This is a genomic window from Kitasatospora sp. NPDC048365 (assembly GCF_043200835.1).
Lineage (GTDB): Bacteria > Actinomycetota > Actinomycetes > Streptomycetales > Streptomycetaceae > Kitasatospora > Kitasatospora terrestris.
In genome coordinates this window covers 1-23681 of record NZ_JBICYJ010000036.1, presented here as the reverse complement: position 1 = coordinate 23681, position 23681 = coordinate 1, and the positions used below count along the sequence as shown (strand labels likewise).

Below are 23681 nucleotides of genomic sequence, written 5' to 3'. Positions count from 1 at the left end.
GCCCCCGCCGCGTCTGCAGCGGCCTCGATCCCTGCCGCCACCGCCCCCGGTTCTGCCGGGAAAGGCGCCAACCCCAACCCCAACCCGAGCCCCAACCCCGAGCGCACGGAGCTGGAGAATCTCTGGCGCTCCTACAAAGAGACCGCTGACCCCCGGCTGCGCGAGCAGCTGATCCTGCACTACTCACCGCTGGTCAAGTACGTGGCCGGCCGGGTCGGTGTCGGTCTGCCGGCCAACGTCGAGCAGGCGGACTTCGTCTCGTCGGGCGTGTTCGGGCTGATCGACGCGATCGAGAAGTTCGACATCGACCGGGCGATCAAGTTCGAGACCTACGCGATCAGCCGGATCCGCGGCGCGATCATCGACGAACTCCGCGCGCTCGACTGGATTCCACGTTCGGTCCGGCAGAAGGCAAAAGCGGTCGAGCGGACCTACGCCACCCTGGAGGCACGGCTGCGGCGTACGCCGCACGAGCCCGAGGTCGCGGCGGAGATGGGCATCTCGCTGGACGACCTGCGCACGATCTTCAGCCAGCTGTCTCTGGCCAACGTGGTCGCCCTGGACGAGCTGCTGCATTCGGCGGGCGACGGCGGCGATCGGCTCACGCTGATGGAGACGCTGGAGGACAGCGGTGCCGACAACCCGGTCGAGATCGCGGAGGACCGCGAGCTGCGCCGACTGCTGGCGACGGCCGTCAACACGCTGCCGGAGCGGGAGAAGACCGTGGTGACGCTCTACTACTACGAGGGGCTGACGCTCGCGGAGATCGGACAGGTGCTCGGGGTCACCGAGAGCCGGGTCAGCCAGATCCATACCAAGTCGGTGCTGCAGCTCAGGGCCAAGCTCTCCGACGCGCGGTGAGCACCCGCACGCCCCGGTGAGCACCCGCAGGCCCCGGCGGGCGGGCGAACCTGTGGTGACTCGCCCCGCCGCCGCCCCATCTCCTCCTCAGTGGAGGTCGTGGTCGAGTGGGAGCAGCCGTGCCCGCCCGACGCCGAACAGGGCGAGCGGGTCGAGATAGCGGTCGCCCCGTAGTAGTCCCCAGTGCAGGCAGTCCGTCGCGCAGTGGCCCGTGCCCGTGGCGACGGTGCCGATGGGCTGGCCGGCGGCCACGGCGGTGCCGACCGGTACGGTGCCCGCGACCGGCAGGTAGGTGGTCCGCAGCGGCGGACTGCCCGAACCGGGGTGGGTGACGGTCACCACGGGGCGGCCGGCGACCATCCCGGAGAAGGTCACCACCCCGGGTGCAGCCGCCCGTACGGTCGCGCCCTCGGAGGCGGCGAGGTCGACCCCGCGATGCCCCGGCGCCCAGCGGACCGGCGGGGCGTCGAAGCGCTGCCGCAGCCCGTCCCGCCCGCCCACCGGCCACGCCCGCCCCGCACCGGGGCCGACCCCGCTCGTCAGCGGCCCGCCCCGGGGCGGCATCGCTCCGCCCCCGGCCACCACCGATCCCGCCGAGACCAGCGCCACCGCGGACCCAACCGGCGCGACCGGCCCCACCGGCCCGCCGGTCATCGCCCCCAACAATGCCAGCCCCACCACTAATGCCGGCCCCACCACGCATGCAGACCCCGTCACCCGACCGCCATCACCCCGCGTACGAACAGCCATGCACCAGAGCTTGCCGCCGCCCGCCGTTCCCGGCGACGGCCGACGCGGCCCCTGTGGACAACTCCGCCCTGTGGACGACCGCTGTCCCTCACATGGGTGAACCTGGGTGAACGGCAGACGGCGACAGCGCGTCCCGGCCGCCCCGACGGGCGTGGTCGCCCGCCTGGAGTCGCCCGCTGCTCGGCGCTTCCCGTACACTTCACACGCGACCCGGTCTGCCGGGTCGACTTCGCACGCCCCGCCACCGGTGGAGCGGCCGCCCCTTCGAGGGTCCGGTCGCCGCCCGCCCGGTGCGAGTGCCGCTCGGTCCGCCGGGCCTGTCGCAGCCGAAAGGCCGCACAGGCGGCGCGGCTGGCACGTCGGGGCGTCAGGCGTGGCGGTCGCCCGACTGCCGCGGACAAACCGAGAGCCCCGGCACCCCGTCCTCCCGCCCCTGGCGGGCCGGCGGCGCGCCGGGCAAGCACACGAGGAGTACGGCACATGGCCGTCGTCACGATGCGGGAGCTGCTGGAGAGCGGCGTCCACTTCGGTCACCAGACCCGTCGTTGGAACCCGAAGATGAAGCGCTTCATCTTCACGGAGCGCAACGGCATCTACATCATCGACCTCCTGCAGTCGCTGAACTACATCGACCGCGCCTTCGAGTTCGTCAAGGAGACCGTTGCCCACGGTGGCAGCATCCTCTTCGTCGGCACCAAGAAGCAGGCCCAGGAGGCCATCGCCGAGCAGGCTGCGCGCGTGGGCATGCCCTACGTCAACCAGCGCTGGCTCGGCGGCATGCTGACCAACTTCTCGACCGTCTACAAGCGCCTGCAGCGCCTGAAGGAGCTCGGCGAGATCGACTTCACGGATGTGGCCGGCTCGGGCCTCACCAAGAAGGAGCTCCTGGTCCTCCAGCGCGAGTACGACAAGCTGGAGAAGACCCTCGGCGGTATCCGCGACATGCAGCGCGTGCCCAGCGCGATCTGGATCGTGGACACCAAGAAGGAGCACATCGCGGTCGGCGAGGCCCGCAAGCTCAACATCCCGGTTGTCGCGATCCTCGACACCAACTGCGACCCCGACGAGGTCGACTACAAGATCCCGGGCAACGACGACGCGATCCGCTCCGTCACCCTGCTGACCCGCGTGATCGCCGACGCCGTCGCCGAGGGTCTGAAGTCCCGTGCCGGTGTCGCCAAGGGCGACGTCAAGGCTGAGCCGGGTGCCGACCAGCCGCTGGCCGACTGGGAGAAGGACATCATCGAGGGCGCCAAGGCCGACGAGGCCCCCGCCGCCGAGGCTGTCACCGAGGCCCCCGCCGAGGCTGCTGCCGAGGCTCCGGCCGCCGAGGCCGAGCAGGCCTGACGCACTACAGGGTGAGGGGCACCGGCCGGTAGGAAGCCGGTGGGTGCCCCTCTCTCCCGTGCCGGGGCTGAACCACGAGCCCCGGCGCCTCCCCACGCAGACACGCGAGACGTGAGAAGAGATCACACCATGGCGAACTTCACCGCCGCGGACGTCAAGAAGCTCCGTGAGCTGACCGGCGCCGGCATGATGGACTGCAAGAAGGCGCTGGACGAGGCCGAGGGCGACGTCCAGAAGGCCGTCGAGCTCCTTCGCATCAAGGGCCAGAAGGGCGTTGCCAAGCGTGAGGGCCGTGACGCCTCCAACGGCGCCGTCGCCTCCCTCATCGCCGAGGACGGCAAGTCCGGCGTCCTGGTCGAGCTGAACTGCGAGACCGACTTCGTCGCCAAGGGTGGCAAGTTCGTCGAGGTCGCCAACGCGATCGCCGCGCACGTCGCCGCCACCTCCCCGGCCGACCTCGACGCCGCCCTGGCCTCCGAGATCGCCGCCGGCCAGACCGTCCAGCAGTTCGTGGACGAGGCCAACGCGACCCTGGGCGAGAAGATCGTCTTCCGTCGCTTCGCGCAGTTCGACAACGACGGCTTCGTCGGTGTCTACATGCACAAGTCCGACCCGGACCTGCCGCCGACCATCGGTGTCCTGGTCGAGCTGGACAAGGCCGACGCCGCCACCGCCAAGGACGTCGCGCAGCACATCGCCGCCTTCGCGCCGAAGTACCTCTCCCGCGAGGAGATCCCGGCCGAGGACCTGGAGAACGAGCGCCGCGTCGCCGAGGCCACCGCTCGCGAGGAGGGCAAGCCCGAGGCTGCCCTGCCGAAGATCGTCGAGGGTCGCGTCACCGGCTTCGTCAAGGAGAACGCCGTTCTCGAGCAGGCCTTCGCGAAGGACAACAAGAAGACCGTCGCCAAGGTCCTCGAGGAGGCCGGCGTCTCCCTCAAGCGCTTCGTCCGCTTCCGCGTCGGCGCCTGAGACCGTTCCCTCACGCTTCCGACCTAAGGTAGGAAGCGGCCCGCTCGACAGGGCGGGAGGAACGCGCCGTGCGCGCCCCCAGCACCCTTCGGGGGCGGCGTCGGCACCATGAACGACGAGGAGGCCATTGCCGTGCAGGACACCGAACCGGTTCCCGCGGCAATGGCCTCCTCTTGTGTAACCGCAGGTCCGGGTCCGCACACCCGGCTCTGCGCGCAGTAGCCGAACAGCAGGCGGAGAAGGAGAAGTCCATGCAGGAGACGCAGGAGACCGCACCGGACGGCGCGCGCCGTCGGGTTCTGCTCAAGCTGTCCGGCGAGGCGTTCGCCGGCGGTGGCGGCCTCGGCGTCGACCCGGACGTGGTGCACGCCATCGCCCGTGAGATCGCCACCGTGGTCCGCTCGGGCACCGAGGTCGCGATCGTGATCGGCGGCGGTAACTTCTTCCGTGGCGCGGAGCTGCAGGTCCGCGGCATGGACCGGTCCCGCTCCGACTACATGGGCATGCTCGGCACCGTGATGAACTGCCTGGCGCTCCAGGACTTCCTGATCAAGGAGGGCATGGAGACCCGGGTCCAGACCGCCATCACCATGGGCCAGGTCGCCGAGCCGTACCTGCCGCTGCGGGCGATCCGGCACCTGGAGAAGGGCCGAGTGGTGATCTTCGGCGCCGGTATGGGCATGCCGTACTTCTCCACCGACACCACGGCCGTCCAGCGCGCGCTGGAGATCCACGCCGACGTCCTGCTGATGGGCAAGAACGGCGTGGACGGCGTCTACGACTCCGACCCGCGGTCCAACCCGGCGGCGGTCAAGTTCGACGCGCTGGACTACACCGAGGTGATCTCCCGCGACCTCAAGGTGGCGGACCTGACCGCGATCACGCTGTGCAAGGACAACGGCCTGCCGATCCTGGTCTTCGAGCTGCTCGCCGAGGGCAATATCGCCCGTGCGGTGAAGGGTGAGAAGATCGGCACACTCATCAGCGAGGATTCCGCCCGGGCCTGACGGCCGGGGGCCATGAGCAGCAACAGCCGTCCGGGCCACCGGTACGGGACAACAGCAGATGATCCGGACAGGGAGCAGACAGTGATCGATGAGACCCTCCTCGAGGCCGAGGAGAAGATGGAGAAGGCCGTCGGGGTCGCCAAGGACGACCTCGCCGCCATCCGTACCGGCCGCGCGCACCCGGCGATGTTCGCCAAGATCGTCGCGGAGTACTACGGCGCCCTGACGCCGATCAACCAGCTCGCCTCCTTCTCCGTCCCGGAGCCGCGGATGGCCATGGTCACCCCGTTCGACAAGACGGCGCTGAAGGCCATCGAGACCGCGATCCGCGACTCCGACCTGGGCGTCAACCCGTCGAACGACGGCTCCGTCATCCGCGTGGTGCTCCCGCAGCTCACGGAGGAGCGCCGCCGCGAGTACATCAAGCAGGCCCGCGGCAAGGGCGAGGACGCCAAGGTCTCCGTCCGCTCCATCCGCCGCAAGGCGAAGGACGCGATCGACAAGCTGGTCAAGGACAAGGAGATCGGCGAGGACGACGGCCGCCGCGGCGAGAAGGAGCTCGACGACCTGACGGCCAAGTTCGTGGCCCAGATCGACGAGCTGCTGAAGCACAAGGAAGCCGAGCTGCTGGAGGTCTGACGCCGCCGCCCGGGCCGCCCGCCCGGGTACGACCGCAGACCCGCAGACCCCGCTACCGCCCCGGGCCGACATCCGACCCGGGGCGGCGGCCCCGGCCCGGGCCGACCCGAACGGGCCACGCGCGGCTGCCTCCGGTGTACCCGGAGGGCAACGCGGCACAGACTCTGATCATGCCTGTCCAGGAGACCTCCGTGGCCCAGCCCGACCAGCAGCCCCGCAAGCCGCGCGGCGGCCGCAATCTGCCCGCCGCGATAGGCGTGGGCGTCGGACTCGGCGCGGTGATCGTCGCTTCGCTGTTCGTGGTGAAGGCCGTCTTCCTCGCCGTGGTGGCCGCCGCCGTCGTGGTCGGCATCTGGGAGCTGACCAGCCGGCTCGCCGAGCGCAAGGACATCCACGTCCCGCTGCCCCCGCTGCTGATCGGCGGCGTGGCGATGCTGGTCACCGGCTACTTCGCCGGCGCCCAGTGGGCGGCCGCGCTGCTCGGCCTGACCGGCGTGGCGCTGATGATCGCCCGGATGTCCACCCCGCCGGAGAACTACCTCCGCGACATAACGGCCGGCGTCTTCACCGCCTTCTACGTGCCGTTCCTCGCCACCTTCGTCGCGCTGATGCTGGCCGCCGACGACGGCGCCTGGCGGATCCTGATCTTCCTGGTCGTCACCATCTGCAGCGACACCGGCGCGTACGCGGTGGGCTACAAGTTCGGGAAGAACAAGCTCGCGCCGACCATCAGCCCCGGCAAGACCCGCGAGGGCCTGGCGGGCGGCATCGGACTGTCGATGCTGGCCGGCGCGCTGCTGATGCAGTACGTCATCGACGACGGCACCTGGTGGCAGGGCCTGATCCTGGGCGGCTGCGCGGCCGTCACCGCGACCCTCGGCGACCTCGCCGAGTCGATGATCAAGCGCGACCTCGGCATCAAGGACATGGGCACCCTGCTCCCCGGCCACGGCGGCATCATGGACCGGCTCGACTCCCTGCTGCCGACCGCGCCGGTGGTCTGGTTCCTCCTCACCGCCTTCGTCGGCGGCTGACCGGGCGGCCCACCCGCACACCACGGAGCCCCCGCACCACACGAAGCCCCCGGCCGCCCGAGCGGCCGGGGGCTTCGCCGTTCCCCTCAGAGCACGCCCACCAGCACGATGACCAGGGCGGGCAGTGCGACGAAGACGGTGCCGAGATACGCGGCGAGGACCCACCGGCGCTCGGAGGCGAGGCGGGCGAGGCTCTCGGCGCAGAACAGCGGTACGGGCCGCAGGAACGGGATCACGTAGATCGCGACGATCGCGAAGACGTTGTAGATCAGGTGCACGAAGGCCGCCTGCAGGCCGATCTTCGCGTCCTGGCCGACGCCCGCGAACGCCGCGAAGACCACCGTGAACGTCGTGCCGAGGTTGGAGCCGACGACGGGCGGGCGGACCACCGCCCTCGCCCGGCGCCGGGCTCACGGACACCAGGAGCCGCCGGTCCGGCTCGCCCGGGCTTCCACCGTGTAGCCCTGCTCCCCCTCGAATGCCCAGGACACCGCGAGATGGGAGGTGACGCCGTCGATCTGCTTGGTGAAGCAGAGGCCGATCCGTTCGCCGGTCGGGTCGTGGCGCCAGGTGGGTTCGTCCGGCTCGGGCGGAGCCGCCAGCCAGCCGTTGCGGACGGCGGCCGCCCGGTAATGGGCGACGACGTCCGCGCGCCGGGTGGGCTCGGCGTACGACTGGCCGGCGTACGCGAAGCGGTCGTCCTCGTCGCAACCGGTGGACGACTCGCCGTCGACCTGCGCTCCTTGCGGAGTGCCGAGCGTCCGGACCTGGGCGGCCAAGGGGTCCTGCAGTGCCGCGTCCGCGGAGGTGCAGCCGTAGATCCCGCCGTTGAGGGCCCACCAGCCGCCGGCGACGGCGAGTGTGCCGAAGACCAGTCCGCCCGCAACGGCGGACACCCCCACCCGAAGATCGTTCACGGCCGGGAGCGTACCGGCCGGCAGCGGCCGGGAGAACCCCGAGCACCCGTACCTGGAGTGAGGGCACCGGTCCGTCAGGCGGAGTTCACGTCCGGGGGCCGTCCATGGGCCGTCTGCCGTCTGCCGTCTGCCGTCTGCCGTCTGCCGACAGTCGAGGGCGGGCCCCTGGGCCAAGCGGGACACGGGCCAGTACTCCGGATCTGCGACACTGGACGGACCATGCCTAAGCCCGGAGAACTGACCTTTGTCGCGCCGCGCGGCGCAAAGCCCCCGCGACACCTCGCCGACCTCAGCCCTGCCGAGCGCAAGGAGGCCGTCGCCGAGCTGGGCGAGCAGCCGTTCCGCGCGAAGCAGCTGTCCAACCACTACTTCGGCCGGATGTCGAACGACCCGGCGGGCTGGACGGACATTCCCGCCGCCAGCCGGGAGAAGCTGACCGAGGCGCTGCTGCCGGACCTGATGTCGGTGGTGCGGCACGTGTCGTGCGACGACGACGACACCCGCAAGACGCTGTGGAAGCTGTTCGACGGCACGCTGGTCGAGTCGGTGCTGATGCGCTACCCGGACCGGGTCACCATGTGCATCAGCTCGCAGGCCGGCTGCGGCATGAACTGCCCGTTCTGCGCCACCGGCCAGGCGGGGCTGACCCGCAACCTGTCGACGGCGGAGATCGTCGAGCAGATCGCCTCGGGCATGCGCGACCTGAAGACCGGTGCGGTGCCGGGTGGCGAGGCGCGGCTGTCGAACGTCGTGTTCATGGGCATGGGCGAGCCGCTCGCCAACTACAACCGGGTGCTCGCGGCGATCCGCCGTCTCACCGATCCGGCGCCGGACGGCTTCGGGCTGTCGCAGCGCGGCATCACGGTGTCGACGGTCGGCCTGGTGCCGGCGATGAACCGGTTCGCGGACGAGGGCCTGAGCTGCCGGCTGGCGCTGTCGCTGCACGCGCCGGACGACGAGCTGCGGGACGAGCTCGTCCCGGTCAACACCCGGTGGAAGGTCGCCGAGGTGCTGGACGCCGCGTGGAACTACGCGGAGAAGTCCGGCCGGCGGGTGTCGATCGAGTACGCGCTGATCAAGGACATCAACGACCAGGCATGGCGGGCGGACCTGCTCGGCCGGCTGATCAAGAACCACCGCGTGCACGTGAACCTGATCCCGCTGAACCCGACCCCGGGCTCGAAGTGGACGGCCTCCCGGCCGGAAGACGAGCGCGAGTTCGTCCGCCGCCTGCAGGCGCACGGCGTCCCGACGACGGTCCGTGACACCCGCGGCCAGGAGATCGACGGCGCCTGCGGTCAGCTCGCCGCGGCGGGCTAGGCAGCAAGCACACGCAAGGACGCAAGCAAGCAGCAGGGGCGCGAGGGGTATCTCCCTCGCGCCCCTGCTGCTGTTCGGCTAGCCGAGTGCGTAGGCCGCCAGGATCGCGGTGGCCCCGCCGGTGATCAGCAGCACGGTGCCGGCGGCGACGGTGCGCAGGGTGGCGGCGCCGGCGAGCAGGCCGGGCGGGGTGCCGAGGCGCAGCAGGTCGTCGGTGACGGGGCGGCGGGCGGCGCGGAGTTCGAGGACCCGGGCGACGACCGCGGCGCCGGCGCAGCCGATGATGAGGACGCCCTCGATGACCGGGAGCGGTTCGGCGGTGCCGGGTGTGCCGGTCCAGTGCCGGGCGGCGGTGAGGACGAGGGCGACCGCGAGGGCGAGGACGGCCAGCGGACTGCCGAGGCCGCGGGCCTGGGCGGTGAGGCCGCGGCCGGCGAGCAGGCGCAGCGGGGCGGGCCGTCCGAGCGGGAGCAGCCGCCCGGCGACGGCGAGCAGCGGCGCGGTGAGCAGGGCGATGCCGGTGGCAGCGAGGGCCCAGCCGATGAGGACGGCGGCGCTGGTGGCGCCGAGTCCGGCGGGCAGGTCGATGGGCTTGCCGTCGACGGCGGCGCCGGGGCGCAGCCCGTACAGCTCGAGGGCGAGGCCGACGAGGGTGAGGCCGATCGGCAGGGCGAGCCGGAGCGGGGCGAAGTCGTAGTCGGCGGCGGGTTCGGCGGGCCGTCCGGGCAGGCCGTCGGGGAACCGGATCGCGCAGGCGGCGGAGACTCCGGCGACCAGCGGGAGGGCGGCGAGCAGGACGACCGGTGCGGCGGCGGGCAGCGGGACTCCCATGCCGAGGTCGGCGGCGAGCTCGGGTCCGGCGATGTCGTTGCGCAGAATCAGGAAGACCAGCAGGGTGGCGGCGCCGCCGAGGGTGCAGGCGGCGGCGATCTCGCCGCCGACGAGCAGGCGGATTCGGCGCGGTCCGGCACCGGCGGCGGTCAGACCGGTGATCCGTTCGGGCTGCTGCGCGGGGACGGCGCGGGCGGCGACGGCGGCGAACCAGGCCACGGCGGCGAGCGGCGGCAGGCACCAGAGCAGGCGGGGGAGCGAGGCTCCGGCGGGCTCGCTGAGGGCGCGGCCGAGGGCGCGGAGCAGGAAGGCGGCGACCACGGCGGCGGCCGCGGTGGTGAGCGTCCAGCGCGCGAGGTCGAGGGTGCGGTAGCCGCGGGCGAGTCTGAGGTAGTACACCGGGCTTCCCCCTACCGGCTCGTCACGCCGGCGGCCGGGGCGGCGGCGGGAGCGGCGGTGGAGGGAGCGGCGGTGGAGGACGGGGCGGCGGTGGCAACCGCTCCGGGGGCGGCCGCCGAGGGGGCCGGGACGAGGCGTCCGTCGACCAGGGTGACGGTGCGGTCGGCGTAGCGGGCGAGCTCCGGGTCGTGGGTGGCGAGCACCAGGGTGAGCTGGTGGGAGCGGGCGGCGCTGGCGAGTATCCGCAGGACCTGGTCCTGGGCGTCGTGGTGCAGGGTGGCGGTCGGCTCGTCGGCGAAGACGACGGGCGGCATCGGGGCCAGGGCCCGGGCGACGGCGATCCGCTGGCGCTGGCTCTGGACCAGCTCGGCCGGGCGCAGTCGGGCGCAGTCGGCGACGTCGAGGCGGTCGAGCCATTCGCCCGCGGCGGTGTACGCGGCCTTGTGGCCGGCGCCGGCGAGCAGCAGCGGCAGGGCGACGTTCTCCCGGGCGGTGAGCTCGGGGACGAGGTGGGGCTCGGAGCCGACGAAGCCGAAGCGTTCGCGACGGAGCTTCTCCCGGCCCGCCCGGCCGAGGGTGTGGACGGGGGAGCTGTTGAACCAGACCTCGCCCTCGTCGACCGGGAGCAGGGCGGAGAGGCAGCCGAGCAGGGTGGACTTGCCGCTGCCGCGCGGGCCGGTGACGGCCAGCATCTCGCCCTCGCGGACGCCGAGGGACACCCCGCGCAGGGCGGGACTGCCGTGGTGGGACTTGACGATCCCCCGGGCCCAGAGCACGTCGTTGTCGGGCGGGGCCGCTGACATGAGTTCCATCCAGGTGCCGACGCGAATATGACAGTCGTCAGATTAGAACGATCAGGTCGCGGCGCGGTTGCGGCGCACGGATCCATTCAGGGGCATTTGCCCACGAAAGCGGCGCGTTGTGCCGGGAATTACGTCGCGAACTACGCCACGGGTACGCCGAAGGGCGGTCCCGGAGACACTCGGGACCGCCCTTCGGCGGAGGGTGGGACGAAAGGTCAGATCTTGGCCCACGCGTCGGTGAGGCTGACCCGCAGGATCTGCTCGATCTCGTCGAAGGTCGACTGGTTCGAGATCAGCGGCGGGGCCAGCTGGATGACCGGGTCGCCACGGTCGTCGGCGCGGCAGTACAGGCCGTTGTCGAAGAGCGCCTTCGACAGGAAGCCGTAGAGGACGCGCTCGACCTCGTCGTCGTTGAACGACTCCTTGGTGACCTTGTCCTTCACGAGCTCGATGCCGTAGAAGTACCCGTTGCCGCGCACGTCGCCGACGATCGGGAGGTCGCGCAGCTTGTCCAGGGTGCCGAGGAAGTTCGCCTCGTTGTCCAGGACGTGCTGGTTGAGGCCCTCGCGCTCGAAGATGTCGAGGTTGGCCAGCGCCACCGCGGAGGACACCGGGTGACCGCCGAAGGTGTAGCCGTGCAGGAAGGTGTTGTCACCCTTGTAGAACGGCTCGGCGATGCGGTCCGAGATGATCGTGGCGCCGATCGGGGAGTAGCCCGAGGTCATGCCCTTGGCGCAGGTGATCATGTCCGGCACGTAGCCGAACTTGTCGGCGCCGAACATGGTGCCGAGGCGGCCGAAGGCGCAGATGACCTCGTCCGAGACCAGCAGCACGTCGTGGCGGTCGCAGATCTCGCGCAGGCGCTGGAAGTACCCGGGCGGCGGCGGGAAGCAGCCGCCGGCGTTCTGCACCGGCTCGACGAAGACGGCGGCGACGGTCTCGGGGCCCTCGAAGAGGATGGCCTGCTCGATCTCGTCGGCGCACCAGCGGCCGTACGCCTCGGGGTCGACGGTGCCGTCGGGGCCCGCCAGGTACGCCGGGGCGCGGTAGATGTTGGTGTTCGGCGCCTTGTGGGTGCCCGGCACCAGCGGCTCGAACGGGGCCTTCAGGCCCGGCAGGCCGGTGATGGACAGGGCGCCCTGCGGGGTGCCGTGGTAGGCGACGGCGCGCGAGATGACCTTGTACTTGGTCGGCTTGCCGGTCAGCTTGAAGTACTGCTTGGCCAGCTTCCAGGCGGTCTCGACCGCCTCGCCGCCACCGGTGGAGAAGAACACCTTGTTGAGGTCGCCCGGCGCGTAGTTGGCGAGGCGCTCGGCCAGCTCGACGGCCTTCGGGTGGGCGTAGCTCCACACCGGGAAGAAGGCGAGCTCCTTGGCCTGCTTGGCGGCGGCCTCGGCCAGCTCCTCGCGGCCGTGGCCCGCCTGGACCACGAACAGGCCGGCGAGGCCGTCGAGGTACTTGCGGCCCTTGTCGTCCCAGACGTAGGTGCCTTCGCCCTTGACGATGGTCGGCACGGGGGAGTTCTCGTACGACGACATGCGGGTGAAGTGCATCCACAGGTGGTCGTAGGCGGTCTTGGAAAGGTCCTTCGAAGCCGGCTCGGCTGTCATCGGGTGCCCCAGGTGTAGGTCTGTTTCCGGAGCTTCAGATAAACGAAGCTCTCGGTGCTCCGCACGCCGGGAAGCGCGCGGATGCGCTTGTTGATCAGTTCGAGCAGGTGCTCGTCGTCCTCGCAGACCAGTTCGGCCAGCAGGTCGAACGAGCCTGCGGTGCAGACCACGTAGTCGACCTCGTCGAGGGCGGCCAGTGCGTCGGCGACCGGCTCGACGTCACCTTCGATCTTGATCCCCACCATCGCCTGACGGGTGAACCCGACGGTGAGGGGATCGGTGACGGCGACGATCTGCATCACGCCCTGGTCGAGCAGCTTCTGGACCCGCTGGCGTACGGCCGCTTCGGACAGGCCAACGGCCTTGCCGATCGCGGCGTACGGGCGGCGCCCGTCCTCCTGGAGCTGCTCGATGATCGCCTTGGAGGCGGCGTCGAGGGGAACGCTGGCGTTCCGGTCGCGGTTGGCCACGTCGCCACTGTGCCCGATCGACCTCGGAAGCGCAACCCGCTCTGCTGCTGATTTCGTCGTGGTTTCGACGAACGGGTGCGGATTGCGTCGTGTTCCGTTCGGAGCCCTGCCGATAACGCCAGGTGCCGAGGTACCCTGGCGAGGTACACGCGCAGGCGTGCACACACCCGAATGTGGTTCGCGGCTGACATGCCCCGGCCACCCGGTGCCGGGTAACCTGGCGCCGGATCTGCAACGCCGCAGGCCCAGACCGAGGAGAGACCCGTGAGCGAGCTTCGTACGCTGCGCAACTACATCAACGGTGAATTCGTCGACGCTGCGGACGGCCGCACGCTCGACATCGTCGACCCGACCATGGGTGAGGTCTACGCGACGTCGCCGCTGTCCGGTGCCGCCGACGTGGACGCCGCGATGGCCGCCGCCGATGCCGCCTTCCCGATCTGGCGCGACGCCACCCCGAGCACCCGGCAGAAGCTGCTGCTGAAGATCGCCGACGCCGTCGAGGCGCGGGCCGACGAGATCGTGGACGCCGAGGTCCGCAACACCGGCAAGCCGCGCGGTCTGACCCTCTCCGAGGAGATCGGCCCGATGGTCGACCAGATCCGCTTCTTCGCCGGCGCCGCCCGCCTGCTGGAGGGCAAGGCCGCGGGCGAGTACATGGACGGGATGACCTCGATCGTCCGCCGCGAGCCGGTCGGCGTCTGCGCCCAGGTCGCGCCGTGGAACTACCCGATGATGATGGCCGTGTGGAAGTTCGCCCCGGCCATCGCCGCGGGCAACACCGTGGTGCTCAAGCCCTCCGACACCACCCCGGCCTCCACCGTGCTGCTCGCCGAGATCATCGGCGGCATCCTCAAGGACCTCGACCTCCCGGCCGGCGTCTTCAACGTGATCTGCGGTGACCGCGAGACCGGCAAGCTGATGGTCGAGCACAAGACCCCGGCGATGGCCTCCATCACCGGTTCGGTGCGCGCCGGCATCTCGGTCGCCGAGTCGGCGTCCAAGGACGTCAAGCGCGTCCACCTGGAGCTGGGCGGCAAGGCCCCGGTCGTGGTCTTCGAGGACGCCGACATCGCCGAGGCGGTCGAGGGCATCTCGGTGGCCGGCTTCTTCAACGCCGGCCAGGACTGCACCGCCGCCACCCGCGTGCTGGTGCACGAGTCGATCCACGACGCCTTCGTCGAGGCGCTCGCCAAGGCCGCCGCCGAGACCAAGACCGGCGGGGTGGACGACGAGGACGTGCTGTACGGCCCGCTCAACAACGCCAACCAGCTGAAGCAGGTGGCCGGCTTCGTCGACCGCCTGCCCGCGCACGCCAAGGTCGAGGCCGGTGGCCACCAGGTCGGCGACAAGGGCTACTTCTACGCCCCGACCGTCGTCTCCGGCCTGAACCAGGACGACGAGATCATCCAGAACGAGGTCTTCGGCCCGGTCATCACCGTGCAGAAGTTCACCGACGAGGACCAGGCCGTCTCCTACGCCAACGGCGTCGAGTACGCGCTCGCCTCCTCGGTCTGGACCAAGGACCACGCCCGCGCCATGCGGATGTCCCGCCGCCTGGACTTCGGCTGCGTGTGGATCAACACCCACATCCCGCTGGTCGCCGAGATGCCGCACGGCGGCTTCAAGAAGTCCGGCTACGGCAAGGACCTGTCGTCCTACGGCTTCGAGGACTACACCCGCGTGAAGCACGTCATGACCGCCATCTGAGGCTGAGCGCCTTTGCACCCTGTCATGGCGACGCGCGTGTCCCGTGACAGGGTGCAACTGCATCTGGAGCCCGTGGCTCCCTACGCTGGGGACATGAGCATCCCCACCGCTGACTCAGCCGCCGGGCAGGCCGTCAAGGCTGCCGACCGCGCGCACGTCTTCCACTCGTGGTCCGCCCAGGCACTGATCGACCCCCTCGCGGTGGCCGGTGCCGAGGGCTCCTACTTCTGGGACTACGACGGCAACCGCTACCTCGACTTCTCCTCGCAGCTGGTGAACACCAACATCGGCCACCAGCACCCGAAGGTGGTCGCCGCGATCCAGGAGAAGGCCGGGCAGCTGTGCACCATCGCTCCCGGCTTCGCCGAGGAGTCGCGCAGCGAGGCCGCCCGCCTGATCGCCGAGCGCACCCCGGGCGACCTGGACAAGGTGTTCTTCACCAACGGCGGCGCCGAGGCGAACGAGAACGCGATCCGGATGGCCCGGCTGCACACCGGCCGGCACAAGGTGCTCTCCACCTACCGCTCGTACCACGGCGCCACCGCCAACGCGATCACGCTGACCGGCGACCCCCGCCGCTGGGCCAACGAGACCGGCGTCTCGGGCATCGTGCACTTCTGGGGCCCGTACGCCTACCGCTCCAACTTCCACGCCGAGAACGAGGCGCAGGAGTGCGAGCGCGCGCTCGCCCACCTGGAGCAGACCCTCGCGTTCGAGGGCCCCGGCACCGTCGCCGCGATCATCCTGGAGACCGTGGTCGGCACCGCCGGCATCCTGGTCCCGCCGGCCGGCTACCTGGCGGGCGTCCGGGAGATCTGCGACCGGTACGGCATCGTCTTCATCCTGGACGAGGTGATGGCCGGCTTCGGCCGCACCGGCGCGTGGTTCGCCGCCGACCACTGGGGCATCACCCCGGACCTGCTGACCTTCGCCAAGGGCGTCAACTCCGGCTACGTGCCGCTGGGCGGCGTGGCCATCTCGGCGAAGATCGCCGCGACCTTCGCCGAGCGTCCCTTCCCCGGCGGTCTGACCTACTCCGGCCACCCGCTGGCCTGCGCCTCCGCCGTCGCGACCATCAACGTGATGGCCGAGGAGGGCATCGTCGAGAACGCCAAGCACATCGGCGAGACCGTGCTCGGCCCGGGCCTGCGCGAGCTGGCCGAGCGTCACCCGTCGATCGGCGAGGTCCGCGGCCTGGGCGTGTTCTGGGCGCTCGACCTGGTGAAGAATCGGGAGACCCGCGAGCCGATGGTGCCGTACAACGCGGCCGGCCCCGCCAACGCCCCGATGGCCGAGCTGGCCGCCGCCTGCAAGCAGCGCGGGCTGTGGCCGTTCGTCAACATGAACCGCTTCCACGTCGTCCCGCCGTGCACCGTCACGGAGGAGGAGGCCAAGACCGGTCTCGCCGTCCTGGACGAGGTCCTCACCCTCACCGACGCGCACACCGTCTGACGACCGACCGCCGAAGGCCCCGGACTCCTGGAGAGAAGCCCGGGGCCTTCGGCCTGTCCGGCCACTAGGCTGGGCGGTCGGGTCGAGCGAGGAGGCGGGTACATGACAGGCAGTCAGTACGGCGCGGTGCACGGCGTGTTCGAGCCGCGGCGGAACGACGAGGGCACCTACGCGGCCCTCGCCCGACCGCTGCTGGCCCCCGACGAGCCGCTGCGCGGGATCGTCGCGGCCGAGCTGCACAACCTGGTCCGCCGGCTGCCGCGCCGCCACCGCGGCAAGGACAAAGCCGGGCCGGCCGTGGTTGCGTGGGCGGCCCTGGAGATCGTCACCGACCTCTTCGGTGCCCTCGTCGACCTCGTCCTGGAACTGCCCGGCCTGCTGATCGGCGCCGTCCGCCGGCTGGCCCGCGGCCGCGCCCTGGTCGGCGGCTGGCGCAGCACCGCCGGGCGGCTGGCCGTCGACGTCCGGCACGGCCCGTCCTGGTGTCCCGTGCCCGACAACGACGAGGTGCTGCTGGTCTTCACCGACGGCCGGATCCTGCTCGCCGCCGAGGCGAAGGGCGGCCTGATGGAGGTCTTCGGCGAACTGCCCCGCGCCGAGCTGCGCCGGGTGACCGTCCGGCACACCTGGATCTCCAACCGGGTCGACCTGCGGTTCGCCGACGGCTCGCTGCTGGCGGTCGAGGCCGGCCTGGACAACGCCCGGGCCCTGGAGGCCCTGGTCCGCGACTGAGCCCCGCCCGACCGGCCCGGGACCGTCCGACCGGCCCGGCGCGGCGGACGGTCAGCGGCGCACCGCGTCCAGCGCCAGCAGCGCCACGTGCAGCGACAGGCAGGACTCCACCTGGTCCAGGTCCACCCCGAGGATCCGCTCCACCTTGTGCAGCCGGTCGTAGAACGACGGCCGGGACAGGTGCGCCGCATCGGCCGCCGCCGACTTGTTCCGGCCCTGCTCCAGGTAGATCCGCAGCATCTGCACCAACTGCCCGCCGTGCTCCGCGTCGTACGCCAGCAGCGGCCCCAGCTCGCGCTCCACGTACGTCTGCAGCCGCGCGTCGTCGCGCAGCAGGTGCAGCAGACCGCGCAGCCGCACGTCCGGCAGCCGGTAGTACGCCGCGGCCCGGCCGCCCGGGGCGTCGTGCAGCGCCGCGTCCGCGACCTGCGTCGCCTCCAGCAGGGTGCGCCGCGCGTCGCGGACCGAGCCGACCGAGGAGCCGACCGCTATCACCGGCGGCGCGGCCGAACCGTCCCGCGCCGCCTCCTGCACCAGCTTGCGCAGCGCCGCCGCGAACGCCTCCAGCGCCGCGTGCTCGTCCTGCTGCGAACCCAGCGCGATCAGCACCCCCACGCCCTCGTCGTCCAACGCGCCGACCAGCGCCGACAGCCGGCCGCCGCGGATCGCGGTGGCCGCCAGCTCGGTGAAGTCCCGCAGCCTGGCCTGCGCCTCCAGCGCCGCCGGGATCTGCCCCTGCCGCTGCCGCAGCACCACACCGACCAGCCGCCGGCCCTCCAGCGGCACCCCCAGCGCCTGCGCCCGTAGCGACACCTCGGACACCGTCAGCGCGTGGGTCAGGATGCCGGACAGCAGCGTGCGATGGGTCTGCCGCTCCAGCGACTCCCGGTCGCGCAGCACCAGCCGGTTCAGCGCCAGCGTCGCCGCGCCGCGCTCCAGCAGCATCGCGTGCGGGTGCGCGGTGTCCGGCGGCAGCACCACCGGCTCGTCGATCAGCACCAGCCGGCCCCAGTCCTGCCCGCGCGCCCCGACCGTGGTCACCAGCCAGCCGCTGCGCTGGTCGTACCCGGTCCGGCCCTGCGGGTGCACGCCGCGCGAGCGCTTCTCCCAGTCCTCCAGCAGCTCGGTCTCCGGCCGGCCCGCCGTCTCGTGCGCCAGCACCTGGTGAGCCAGGTTCTCCAGCACCACCGGCGCACCCGCCATCCGGGCGACCTGCCGGACCACCTCGCCCGGCTCCGCCCCCTCCACCGCCAGCTCGTTGAAGACCTGGTGCACCGCCTCCGACACCCGCAACTGCTCCAACTGGGCGTTCACCACCAGCGCGTGCACCGCCTCGGTCACCGCCACGAAACGCAGCTCCCGGCGCAGCACGATCAGCGGCAGACCGTGCCGCTCCGCCGCGGTCACCAGCGCCTTCGGCAGCGAGTCGAAGTACCGCCGGCCGAACTCGATCACCAGCCCGGCCACCCCGACCTCGTCCAGCTCCCGGACGTACCGGGCCAGCCCCTCGCGGTCCTCGGGCAGCGCGATACCGGTGGACAGCACCAGCTCACCGCCCTGCAGCACCCCCGCCACATCGGGCAGCTCGCTGACGTGCACCCAGCGCACCGGGCGCTCCAGCGCACCGGCGCCGGCCACCACCTGGGGCAGGCCGCGGCGCATCACGTCGAGGTCGAGTACACGGGCGACGGTGGGGAGCATCGCGGGGGTCTCCTGGGTCGGCGGCGGGGGTGCAGGGTGTCAACTGAATCATCCATCGTCCAGACGGGCTGTCACCCTTTCGAGACCTTGCAGGCTGTAAGTCCCTTCCGTCCCGGCCTGGCGGTATGAACCTTGCCTCACACACCCGGCACCGGGCATCGTCGGCCGGGGACGGACCGGACGACGGAGGCAATGCATGGACCTGACCAGCTTCGACGAGGGCGCGCAGTACATCGCGGGCCGGCTCACCACCGGCACCGGCGGTGAGCGCTTCAGCGTGGTCAACCCCGCCGACGGCTCCACCGTCCAGGAGCTCACCCTGGCCGGCACCGAGGACGTGGACACCGCCGTCGCCGCCGCGAAGGCCGCCCTGCCCGAGTGGTCCCGGGCCACCCCCGGCACCCGCGCCGAGGCGCTGCTCAAGCTGGCCGCCGTGCTCGGCGAGCACGCCGAGGACTTCGCCCGCGTCGAGACCGCGCAGACCGGCAAGCCGATCAAGCTCTCCACCGAGTTCGACGTACCCGGCACCGTGGACAACACCTCGTTCTTCGCCGGCGCCGCCCGCAACCTGGAGGGCAAGGCCGCCGGCGAGTACAGCGGCGACCACACCTCGTACGTCCGCCGCGAGGCGATCGGCGTGGTCGGCTCCATCTCGCCGTGGAACTACCCGCTGCAGATGGCCGCCTGGAAGATCCTCCCGGCCGTCGCCGCCGGCAACACCATCGTGCTCAAGCCCGCCGAGCTCACCCCGCTCACCTCGCTGATGTTCGCCCGCGCCTGCACCGAGGCCGGCATCCCCGACGGCGTGGTCAACGTCGTCACCGGCGCCGGCCGGGTCGCCGGCGAGCACCTGATCTCGCACGCCGACGTCTCGATGGTCTCCTTCACCGGCTCCACCGCCGTCGGCAAGCGGGTCGCCGAGATCGCCACCGCCACCGTCAAGCGCACCCACCTCGAACTCGGCGGCAAGGCCCCGTTCGTGGTCTTCGACGACGCCGACCTGGACGCCGCGGTCAACGGCGCCGTCGCCGCCTCGCTGATCAACAGCGGCCAGGACTGCACCGCCGCCACCCGCGCCTACGTCCAGCGCCCGCTCTACCGGGCCTTCGTCGACGGCGTCGCGGAGCTCTACCGCGCCGTCCGCCTGGGCCACCCGCTCAACCCGCAGACCGACCTCGGCCCGCTGGTCTCCTTCACCCACCGCGACCGCGTCGCCGGCTTCGTCGAGCGCGCCCGCTCCTACGCCACCGTGGTCACCGGCGGCCCCGCCGACGGCAAGGGCCACGACGGCACCGACCTCGGCCTCGGCGCCTACTACCGCCCCACCCTGATCACCGACGCCGCCCAGGACAGCGAGGTCGTCCAGGGCGAGATCTTCGGTCCGGTGCTCGTGGTCCTCCCCTTCGACAGCGACGAGGAGGGCCTGCGGCTCGCCAACGACACGCCGTACGGCCTCGCCGCCTCCGCCTGGACCACCAACGTCCACCGCTCGCTGCGCGCCACCCGCGAGATCGCCGCCGGCTGCGTCTGGGTCAACGACCACATCCCGATCATCAGCGAGATGCCGCACGGCGGGTACAAGGCCTCCGGCTACGGCAAGGACATGTCCCAGTACTCCCTCGACGAGTACACCCAGGTGAAGCACGTCATGTACGACACCACCGCGGTCGCCCGCAAGGACTGGCACCGGACGATCTTCGGCGACCGCTGAGTGGTGTAAGACCTCACCCCTTCCGCGCTCTCCCCGGGTGACACCGGCCGACCCGGGCCCGCCGCCCGGGAGAGACGAGGAAGATTCAGTGGAGAGCACCCGCCACCCCCGCAGCGCGCTGCACTGGCTGAGCGAGGCCGCCGCCGACCCCGACACCTGCCGCGAGGCATGGGAACGGACCGGCTGCGGCCTCGCCCTGCTCCCCGCCGGACGCCACTGGGACGTCCTGCTCGCCCCCGGCGCCCTCGGACTGCTCACCGCCCCGCTCCTCCAGCACCTTGGCTCACCCGGCCCGGTCTACGCCGATGTCGCCGACACCGGCTTCCTGGTCCCGGTCGGCACCGCCGCCCGCTGGCTCGGCACCGGCGTCCGCGGCATCGGCGCCGGCACCTGGGTCGCCCTCCCGCACCCCGCCCGCCGCCACCACGGCCTGCGCTGGCTCACCCCACCGGACGGCAGCGGCCGCCTGGTCGACCCCGTCCTGCTCGAACTCGCCCTGCACGACGCCGCCACCCGGGTGCCACGCTGAACGCACCGGAGCGGCGGAAGCGCAAGACTGGTGCCATGAGCAGCACCACCGACGAACCGGTCCTGTTCGGCCCGCCACCGGGCGCGGCCGGCCCGGAACGCGCCGGCCTGCTGGAGACCCTCCAGCCGTTCTGCCTGCGCCACGCCCTCGCCCTGGCCGGCACCGACGCCCTGCGCCTGCACGGCCTCACCACCGCGCGGCCCGGCGCCGTCGTCCTGGTCTGCACCGAGGGCCCGCCGCTCGCCGACCTCGCCACCGGCCTCGCCGAGACCCTCCGCGCGGCCGGCCACCCCGTCCAGGAACAGCCCGGCACCGCCCGCCGGATCACCCTCACCGGCACCCGCTGGCCCGTCGAACTCCGCAAGGAGCCGCTGCGCCACGCCCCCGTCCTGCTCGGCGCCCCCGTCCCGGTGGTCGCCCTGGAGGACGCCGCCGGGCTCGCCGTCCTCGCCTTCTGCGACCGCGGCCTGCCCGGTGACCTCGCCACCCTGCACAGCCTGACCCGCCGCACCGGCCGGCTCGCCGAGGGCGCCCTGCTCGCCCTGGCCGCCGGCCTCGACGAGGACTTCTCGACCCGGCAGCTCGCCGACCGGCTGGACACCGCCACCGCGCGCCTCAACGACGAGCGGGTGCAGGCCTGGGCCGAGCAGTGGTCGCAGGACCTGCGGCTCGACCTGCTGGAGACCACCGAGCTCCCGGACGGGCTGCACGACCCGTACCTGGAGGAGGAAGAGGAGAACGCGGCCCCGGCCGAGGAGAGCTCCGAGCGGGACCGGCCCTACGACCTGTAAGGGTGAATCTTCGTTCCCCGTCAGAGTGCTCGTTGAGTGCGGCTTGCCAGGTGCGCAGACTGGAGTGGAGCGCGGAACTTCCGTGGGACTTCGGAGGCAGAGACCCTTGAGCAGCAGCAAGCACATCACGCACTGGATCGGCGGCGCGTCCGTCCCGACCGCAGGTTCCGCGCCGCGCCGCGGCGACATCTTCGACCCGGCCACCGGTCAGGTCTCCGGCAAGGTCGACTTCGCCGAGATCGCCGAGGTCGACCAGGCCGTCGCCGCCGCCGCGTCCGCCTTCGCCGAGTGGCGTCACGCCTCGATCGCCAAGCGCACCCAGGTGCTCTTCAACTTCCGCGAGCTGTTCAACGCCCGCAAGGACGAGCTCGCCGCGATCATCGTCTCCGAGCACGGCAAGGTCCACTCCGACGCGCTCGGCGAGCTGGCCCGCGGCCAGGAGGTCGTCGAGTACGCCTGCGGCATCCCGCAGCTGATCAAGGGCGGCTTCACCGAGCAGGCCTCCACCGGCATCGACGTCTACTCGATCCGCCAGCCGCTCGGCCCGGTCGCCATCATCTCGCCGTTCAACTTCCCGGCCATGGTGCCGATGTGGTTCTTCCCGATCGCCATCGCGGCCGGCAACACCGTGGTGCTCAAGCCCTCCGAGAAGGACCCGTCCGCCGCCAACTTCATCGCCGAGCTGTGGAAGGAGGCCGGCCTCCCGGACGGCGTGTTCAACGTCGTGCACGGTGACAAGGTCGCCGTCGACCGCCTGCTCGAGCACCCCGACATCAAGTCGGTCAGCTTCGTCGGCTCCACCCCGATCGCCCGCTACGTGTACGAGACCGGCACCCGCTACGGCAAGCGCGTGCAGGCCCTCGGCGGTGCCAAGAACCACATGCTGGTCCTGCCCGACGCAGACCTGGACCTCGCCGCCGACGCCGCCATCAACGCCGGCTTCGGCGCGGCCGGCGAGCGCTGCATGGCCATCTCCGTGCTCGTCGCGGTCGACCCGATCGGCGACGAGCTGGTCGAGAAGATCAAGCAGCGCATGGCCACCCTCAAGGTCGGCCCGGGCTGCAACGGCGACAGTGAGATGGGCCCGCTGGTCACCGGCCAGCACCGCGACAAGGTCACCTCGTACGTCGAGTCCGGCCTCGCCGACGGCGCCGAGCTCGCCGTGGACGGCCGCAAGCACCCGATCGCGGGCGAGGACCGGACCGGCGCCCCGACCACCGACGGCTTCTGGCTCGGCCCCACCCTGTTCGACCACGTGAAGCCGGGCATGTCCGTCTACAACGACGAGATCTTCGGCCCGATCCTCTCCGTCGTCCGCGTCGACTCCTACGCCGACGGCCTGGAGCTCATCAACTCCAACCCGTACGGCAACGGCACCGCGATCTTCACCAACGACGGCGGCGCCGCCCGGCGCTTCCAGAACGAGGTCGAGGTCGGCATGGTCGGCATCAACGTGCCGATCCCGGTCCCCGTCGCCTACTACTCCTTCGGCGGCTGGAAGGCCTCGCTCTTCGGCGACACCCACGCCTACGGCCCCGACGGCGTCCAGTTCTTCACCCGCGGCAAGGCCGTGACCCAGCGCTGGCTCGACCCGTCGCACGGCGGCATCAACCTGGGCTTCCCCACCAACAGCTGACGCACCCCGTCCGCGCCCGGCGCAGGCCGGCCTCCCGGATCACACCGATCCGCGGGGGCCGGCCTGCGCCGTTTGCATCGGCAGACGGTTGGGCGTAGTGTTTCCTAGTCGCTCGGCAGGGAGCACCGGACACGTTTCTGCGTGGACGGTCCCGGGGCGGCCAATCCTTGGAACACCACTTCTGATCCGTGACGGGTCGCGTCTGTTCGCGTCTCCGTTCGTATTTGCTGTGCGCGTTTATATGGATTGCGGCCGGATTCGCTTTTCGGAGCGGGGATCGGCTAGAGTTTGAAACGTCGGACGGGCCGTCAGGCCACAGAAGACGAAAGCGAGTCGGGAAAGCACACGGTGCGGATCTGATAAGCTGGAAACACGAAAGAACGAAGCGCCCGGAGGGCCCGCTGGAAGGCGGTCCGAAGGAAGCGTCCGTTCCTTGAGAACTCAACAGCGTGCCAAAAGTCA

At 71.5% G+C, this 23681-nt stretch carries 22 protein-coding genes; 14 read left to right on the top strand and 8 right to left on the bottom strand.

Going from position 1 to position 23681, the window contains the following annotated elements; translation table 11 throughout:
- The first annotated feature begins 27 nt into the window (after positions 1–27).
- The gene (gene whiG / locus ACGFX4_RS30005) at positions 28–861 is read left to right on the top strand and encodes an RNA polymerase sigma factor WhiG (RefSeq protein WP_393080966.1); all 834 of its coding nucleotides are present in this window, start codon (positions 28–30) and stop codon (positions 859–861) included.
- 87 nt (positions 862–948) lie between these two features.
- Here the strand turns inward: whiG and ACGFX4_RS30000 are convergent, their stop codons facing one another.
- A complete protein-coding gene (locus tag ACGFX4_RS30000) occupies positions 949–1515 on the bottom strand; it encodes a murein hydrolase activator EnvC family protein (protein WP_393080830.1) in 567 nt (188 codons plus the stop codon).
- Positions 1516–2091: 576 nt separating this feature from the next.
- Between ACGFX4_RS30000 and rpsB the strand changes: the two genes are divergently transcribed.
- The 5 genes from rpsB (at position 2092) to ACGFX4_RS29975 (ending at position 6607) form a co-directional block, all read left to right on the top strand.
- Complete coding sequence (gene rpsB / locus ACGFX4_RS29995) at positions 2092–2958, top strand: 30S ribosomal protein S2 (RefSeq protein WP_345699178.1); 867 nt, start codon at positions 2092–2094, stop codon at positions 2956–2958.
- A gap of 129 nt (positions 2959–3087) precedes the next feature.
- Positions 3088–3927: a translation elongation factor Ts gene (gene tsf / locus ACGFX4_RS29990; protein ID WP_393080827.1), complete on the top strand. Its 840-nt coding sequence runs from the start codon at positions 3088–3090 to the stop codon at positions 3925–3927.
- Between the two features lie 251 nt (positions 3928–4178).
- Positions 4179–4934, top strand: coding sequence for a UMP kinase (gene pyrH, locus ACGFX4_RS29985; RefSeq protein ID WP_393080824.1), 756 nt, complete (start codon positions 4179–4181; stop codon positions 4932–4934).
- Between the two features lie 81 nt (positions 4935–5015).
- On the top strand, positions 5016–5573 hold the full coding sequence (gene frr, locus ACGFX4_RS29980) for a ribosome recycling factor (RefSeq protein ID WP_014138333.1): 558 nt from the start codon (positions 5016–5018) through the stop codon (positions 5571–5573).
- Positions 5570–6607 carry a phosphatidate cytidylyltransferase gene (locus tag ACGFX4_RS29975; protein ID WP_393080964.1) on the top strand — a complete coding sequence of 346 codons (1038 nt, stop codon included), beginning with the start codon at positions 5570–5572 and terminating at the stop codon, positions 6605–6607. The genes frr and ACGFX4_RS29975 overlap by 4 nt, the downstream gene beginning before the upstream one ends.
- Before the next feature lie 86 nt (positions 6608–6693).
- On the opposite strand, the gene ACGFX4_RS29970 is transcribed toward ACGFX4_RS29975, so the two are convergent.
- Positions 6694–6996 (bottom strand): hypothetical protein, encoded by a 303-nt coding sequence (locus ACGFX4_RS29970; protein WP_393080821.1) that lies wholly within the window; start codon positions 6994–6996, stop codon positions 6694–6696.
- Positions 6997–7017: 21 nt separating this feature from the next.
- The gene (locus tag ACGFX4_RS29965) at positions 7018–7524 is read right to left on the bottom strand and encodes a hypothetical protein (RefSeq protein WP_393080819.1); all 507 of its coding nucleotides are present in this window, start codon (positions 7522–7524) and stop codon (positions 7018–7020) included.
- Between the two features lie 219 nt (positions 7525–7743).
- Here ACGFX4_RS29965 and rlmN point away from each other — a divergent pair, with 219 nt between their 5' ends.
- Positions 7744–8844: a 23S rRNA (adenine(2503)-C(2))-methyltransferase RlmN gene (gene rlmN / locus ACGFX4_RS29960; RefSeq protein WP_393080817.1), complete on the top strand. Its 1101-nt coding sequence runs from the start codon at positions 7744–7746 to the stop codon at positions 8842–8844.
- Between the two features lie 78 nt (positions 8845–8922).
- Here the strand turns inward: rlmN and ACGFX4_RS29955 are convergent, their stop codons facing one another.
- The 4 genes from ACGFX4_RS29955 to ACGFX4_RS29940 form a co-directional block, all read right to left on the bottom strand.
- Positions 8923–10074: a hypothetical protein gene (locus ACGFX4_RS29955; RefSeq protein ID WP_393080815.1), complete on the bottom strand. Its 1152-nt coding sequence runs from the start codon at positions 10072–10074 to the stop codon at positions 8923–8925.
- A gap of 11 nt (positions 10075–10085) precedes the next feature.
- Positions 10086–10877, bottom strand: a complete 792-nt coding sequence (locus tag ACGFX4_RS29950; RefSeq protein ID WP_393080812.1) for an ABC transporter ATP-binding protein — start codon at positions 10875–10877, stop codon at positions 10086–10088.
- A gap of 215 nt (positions 10878–11092) precedes the next feature.
- The gene (locus ACGFX4_RS29945; RefSeq protein WP_393080809.1) at positions 11093–12487 is read right to left on the bottom strand and encodes an aspartate aminotransferase family protein; all 1395 of its coding nucleotides are present in this window, start codon (positions 12485–12487) and stop codon (positions 11093–11095) included.
- Complete coding sequence (locus ACGFX4_RS29940) at positions 12484–12957, bottom strand: Lrp/AsnC family transcriptional regulator (RefSeq protein ID WP_345699192.1); 474 nt, start codon at positions 12955–12957, stop codon at positions 12484–12486. Before ACGFX4_RS29940 ends, ACGFX4_RS29945 begins: the two co-directional genes overlap by 4 nt.
- Positions 12958–13221: 264 nt before the next feature.
- Here ACGFX4_RS29940 and ACGFX4_RS29935 point away from each other — a divergent pair, with 264 nt between their 5' ends.
- The 3 genes from ACGFX4_RS29935 to ACGFX4_RS29925 all read left to right on the top strand — a co-directional run bounded on the left by ACGFX4_RS29935 (position 13222) and on the right by ACGFX4_RS29925 (position 16851).
- The gene (locus ACGFX4_RS29935) at positions 13222–14667 is read left to right on the top strand and encodes a gamma-aminobutyraldehyde dehydrogenase (protein ID WP_393080805.1); all 1446 of its coding nucleotides are present in this window, start codon (positions 13222–13224) and stop codon (positions 14665–14667) included.
- A 93-nt stretch (positions 14668–14760) separates the two neighbouring features.
- Positions 14761–16119, top strand: coding sequence for an aspartate aminotransferase family protein (locus ACGFX4_RS29930; protein ID WP_393080803.1), 1359 nt, complete (start codon positions 14761–14763; stop codon positions 16117–16119).
- Positions 16120–16221: 102 nt separating this feature from the next.
- The gene (locus ACGFX4_RS29925) at positions 16222–16851 is read left to right on the top strand and encodes a hypothetical protein (RefSeq protein ID WP_393080800.1); all 630 of its coding nucleotides are present in this window, start codon (positions 16222–16224) and stop codon (positions 16849–16851) included.
- A 51-nt stretch (positions 16852–16902) separates the two neighbouring features.
- Here the strand turns inward: ACGFX4_RS29925 and ACGFX4_RS29920 are convergent, their stop codons facing one another.
- Positions 16903–18552: a PucR family transcriptional regulator gene (locus ACGFX4_RS29920; protein ID WP_393080797.1), complete on the bottom strand. Its 1650-nt coding sequence runs from the start codon at positions 18550–18552 to the stop codon at positions 16903–16905.
- Positions 18553–18748: 196 nt separating this feature from the next.
- On the opposite strand from ACGFX4_RS29920, the gene ACGFX4_RS29915 reads away from it, so the two are divergent.
- The 4 genes from ACGFX4_RS29915 (at position 18749) to ACGFX4_RS29900 (ending at position 23219) form a co-directional block, all read left to right on the top strand.
- On the top strand, positions 18749–20263 hold the full coding sequence (locus tag ACGFX4_RS29915; RefSeq protein WP_393080795.1) for a gamma-aminobutyraldehyde dehydrogenase: 1515 nt from the start codon (positions 18749–18751) through the stop codon (positions 20261–20263).
- 88 nt (positions 20264–20351) lie between these two features.
- The gene (locus ACGFX4_RS29910; RefSeq protein ID WP_393080792.1) at positions 20352–20792 is read left to right on the top strand and encodes a hypothetical protein; all 441 of its coding nucleotides are present in this window, start codon (positions 20352–20354) and stop codon (positions 20790–20792) included.
- A 35-nt stretch (positions 20793–20827) separates the two neighbouring features.
- On the top strand, positions 20828–21583 hold the full coding sequence (locus ACGFX4_RS29905) for a hypothetical protein (protein ID WP_393080789.1): 756 nt from the start codon (positions 20828–20830) through the stop codon (positions 21581–21583).
- A gap of 106 nt (positions 21584–21689) precedes the next feature.
- Complete coding sequence (locus ACGFX4_RS29900) at positions 21690–23219, top strand: CoA-acylating methylmalonate-semialdehyde dehydrogenase (RefSeq protein ID WP_393080786.1); 1530 nt, start codon at positions 21690–21692, stop codon at positions 23217–23219.
- Positions 23220–23681 lie beyond the last annotated feature (462 nt).

Excerpts from the sequence above, each read along its gene's own strand:
- ACGFX4_RS29930 (WP_393080803.1), top strand. The coding sequence starts at position 14,761 with ATGAGCATCCCCACCGCTGACTCAGCCGCCGGGCAGGCCGTCAAGGCT.
- rpsB (WP_345699178.1), top strand. The coding sequence starts at position 2,092 with ATGGCCGTCGTCACGATGCGGGAGCTGCTGGAGAGCGGCGTCCACTTC.
- ACGFX4_RS29905 (WP_393080789.1), top strand. The coding sequence starts at position 20,828 with ATGAGCAGCACCACCGACGAACCGGTCCTGTTCGGCCCGCCACCGGGC.
- ACGFX4_RS29915 (WP_393080795.1), top strand. The coding sequence starts at position 18,749 with ATGGACCTGACCAGCTTCGACGAGGGCGCGCAGTACATCGCGGGCCGG.
- ACGFX4_RS30000 (WP_393080830.1), bottom strand. The coding sequence starts at position 1,515 with ATGACCGGCGGGCCGGTGGGGCCGGTCGCGCCGGTTGGGTCCGCGGTG.
- ACGFX4_RS29945 (WP_393080809.1), bottom strand. The coding sequence starts at position 12,487 with ATGACAGCCGAGCCGGCTTCGAAGGACCTTTCCAAGACCGCCTACGAC.
- ACGFX4_RS29950 (WP_393080812.1), bottom strand. The coding sequence starts at position 10,877 with ATGTCAGCGGCCCCGCCCGACAACGACGTGCTCTGGGCCCGGGGGATC.
- ACGFX4_RS29920 (WP_393080797.1), bottom strand. The coding sequence starts at position 18,552 with ATGCTCCCCACCGTCGCCCGTGTACTCGACCTCGACGTGATGCGCCGC.
- rlmN (WP_393080817.1), top strand. The coding sequence starts at position 7,744 with ATGCCTAAGCCCGGAGAACTGACCTTTGTCGCGCCGCGCGGCGCAAAG.
- ACGFX4_RS29925 (WP_393080800.1), top strand. The coding sequence starts at position 16,222 with ATGACAGGCAGTCAGTACGGCGCGGTGCACGGCGTGTTCGAGCCGCGG.
- tsf (WP_393080827.1), top strand. The coding sequence starts at position 3,088 with ATGGCGAACTTCACCGCCGCGGACGTCAAGAAGCTCCGTGAGCTGACC.
- pyrH (WP_393080824.1), top strand. The coding sequence starts at position 4,179 with ATGCAGGAGACGCAGGAGACCGCACCGGACGGCGCGCGCCGTCGGGTT.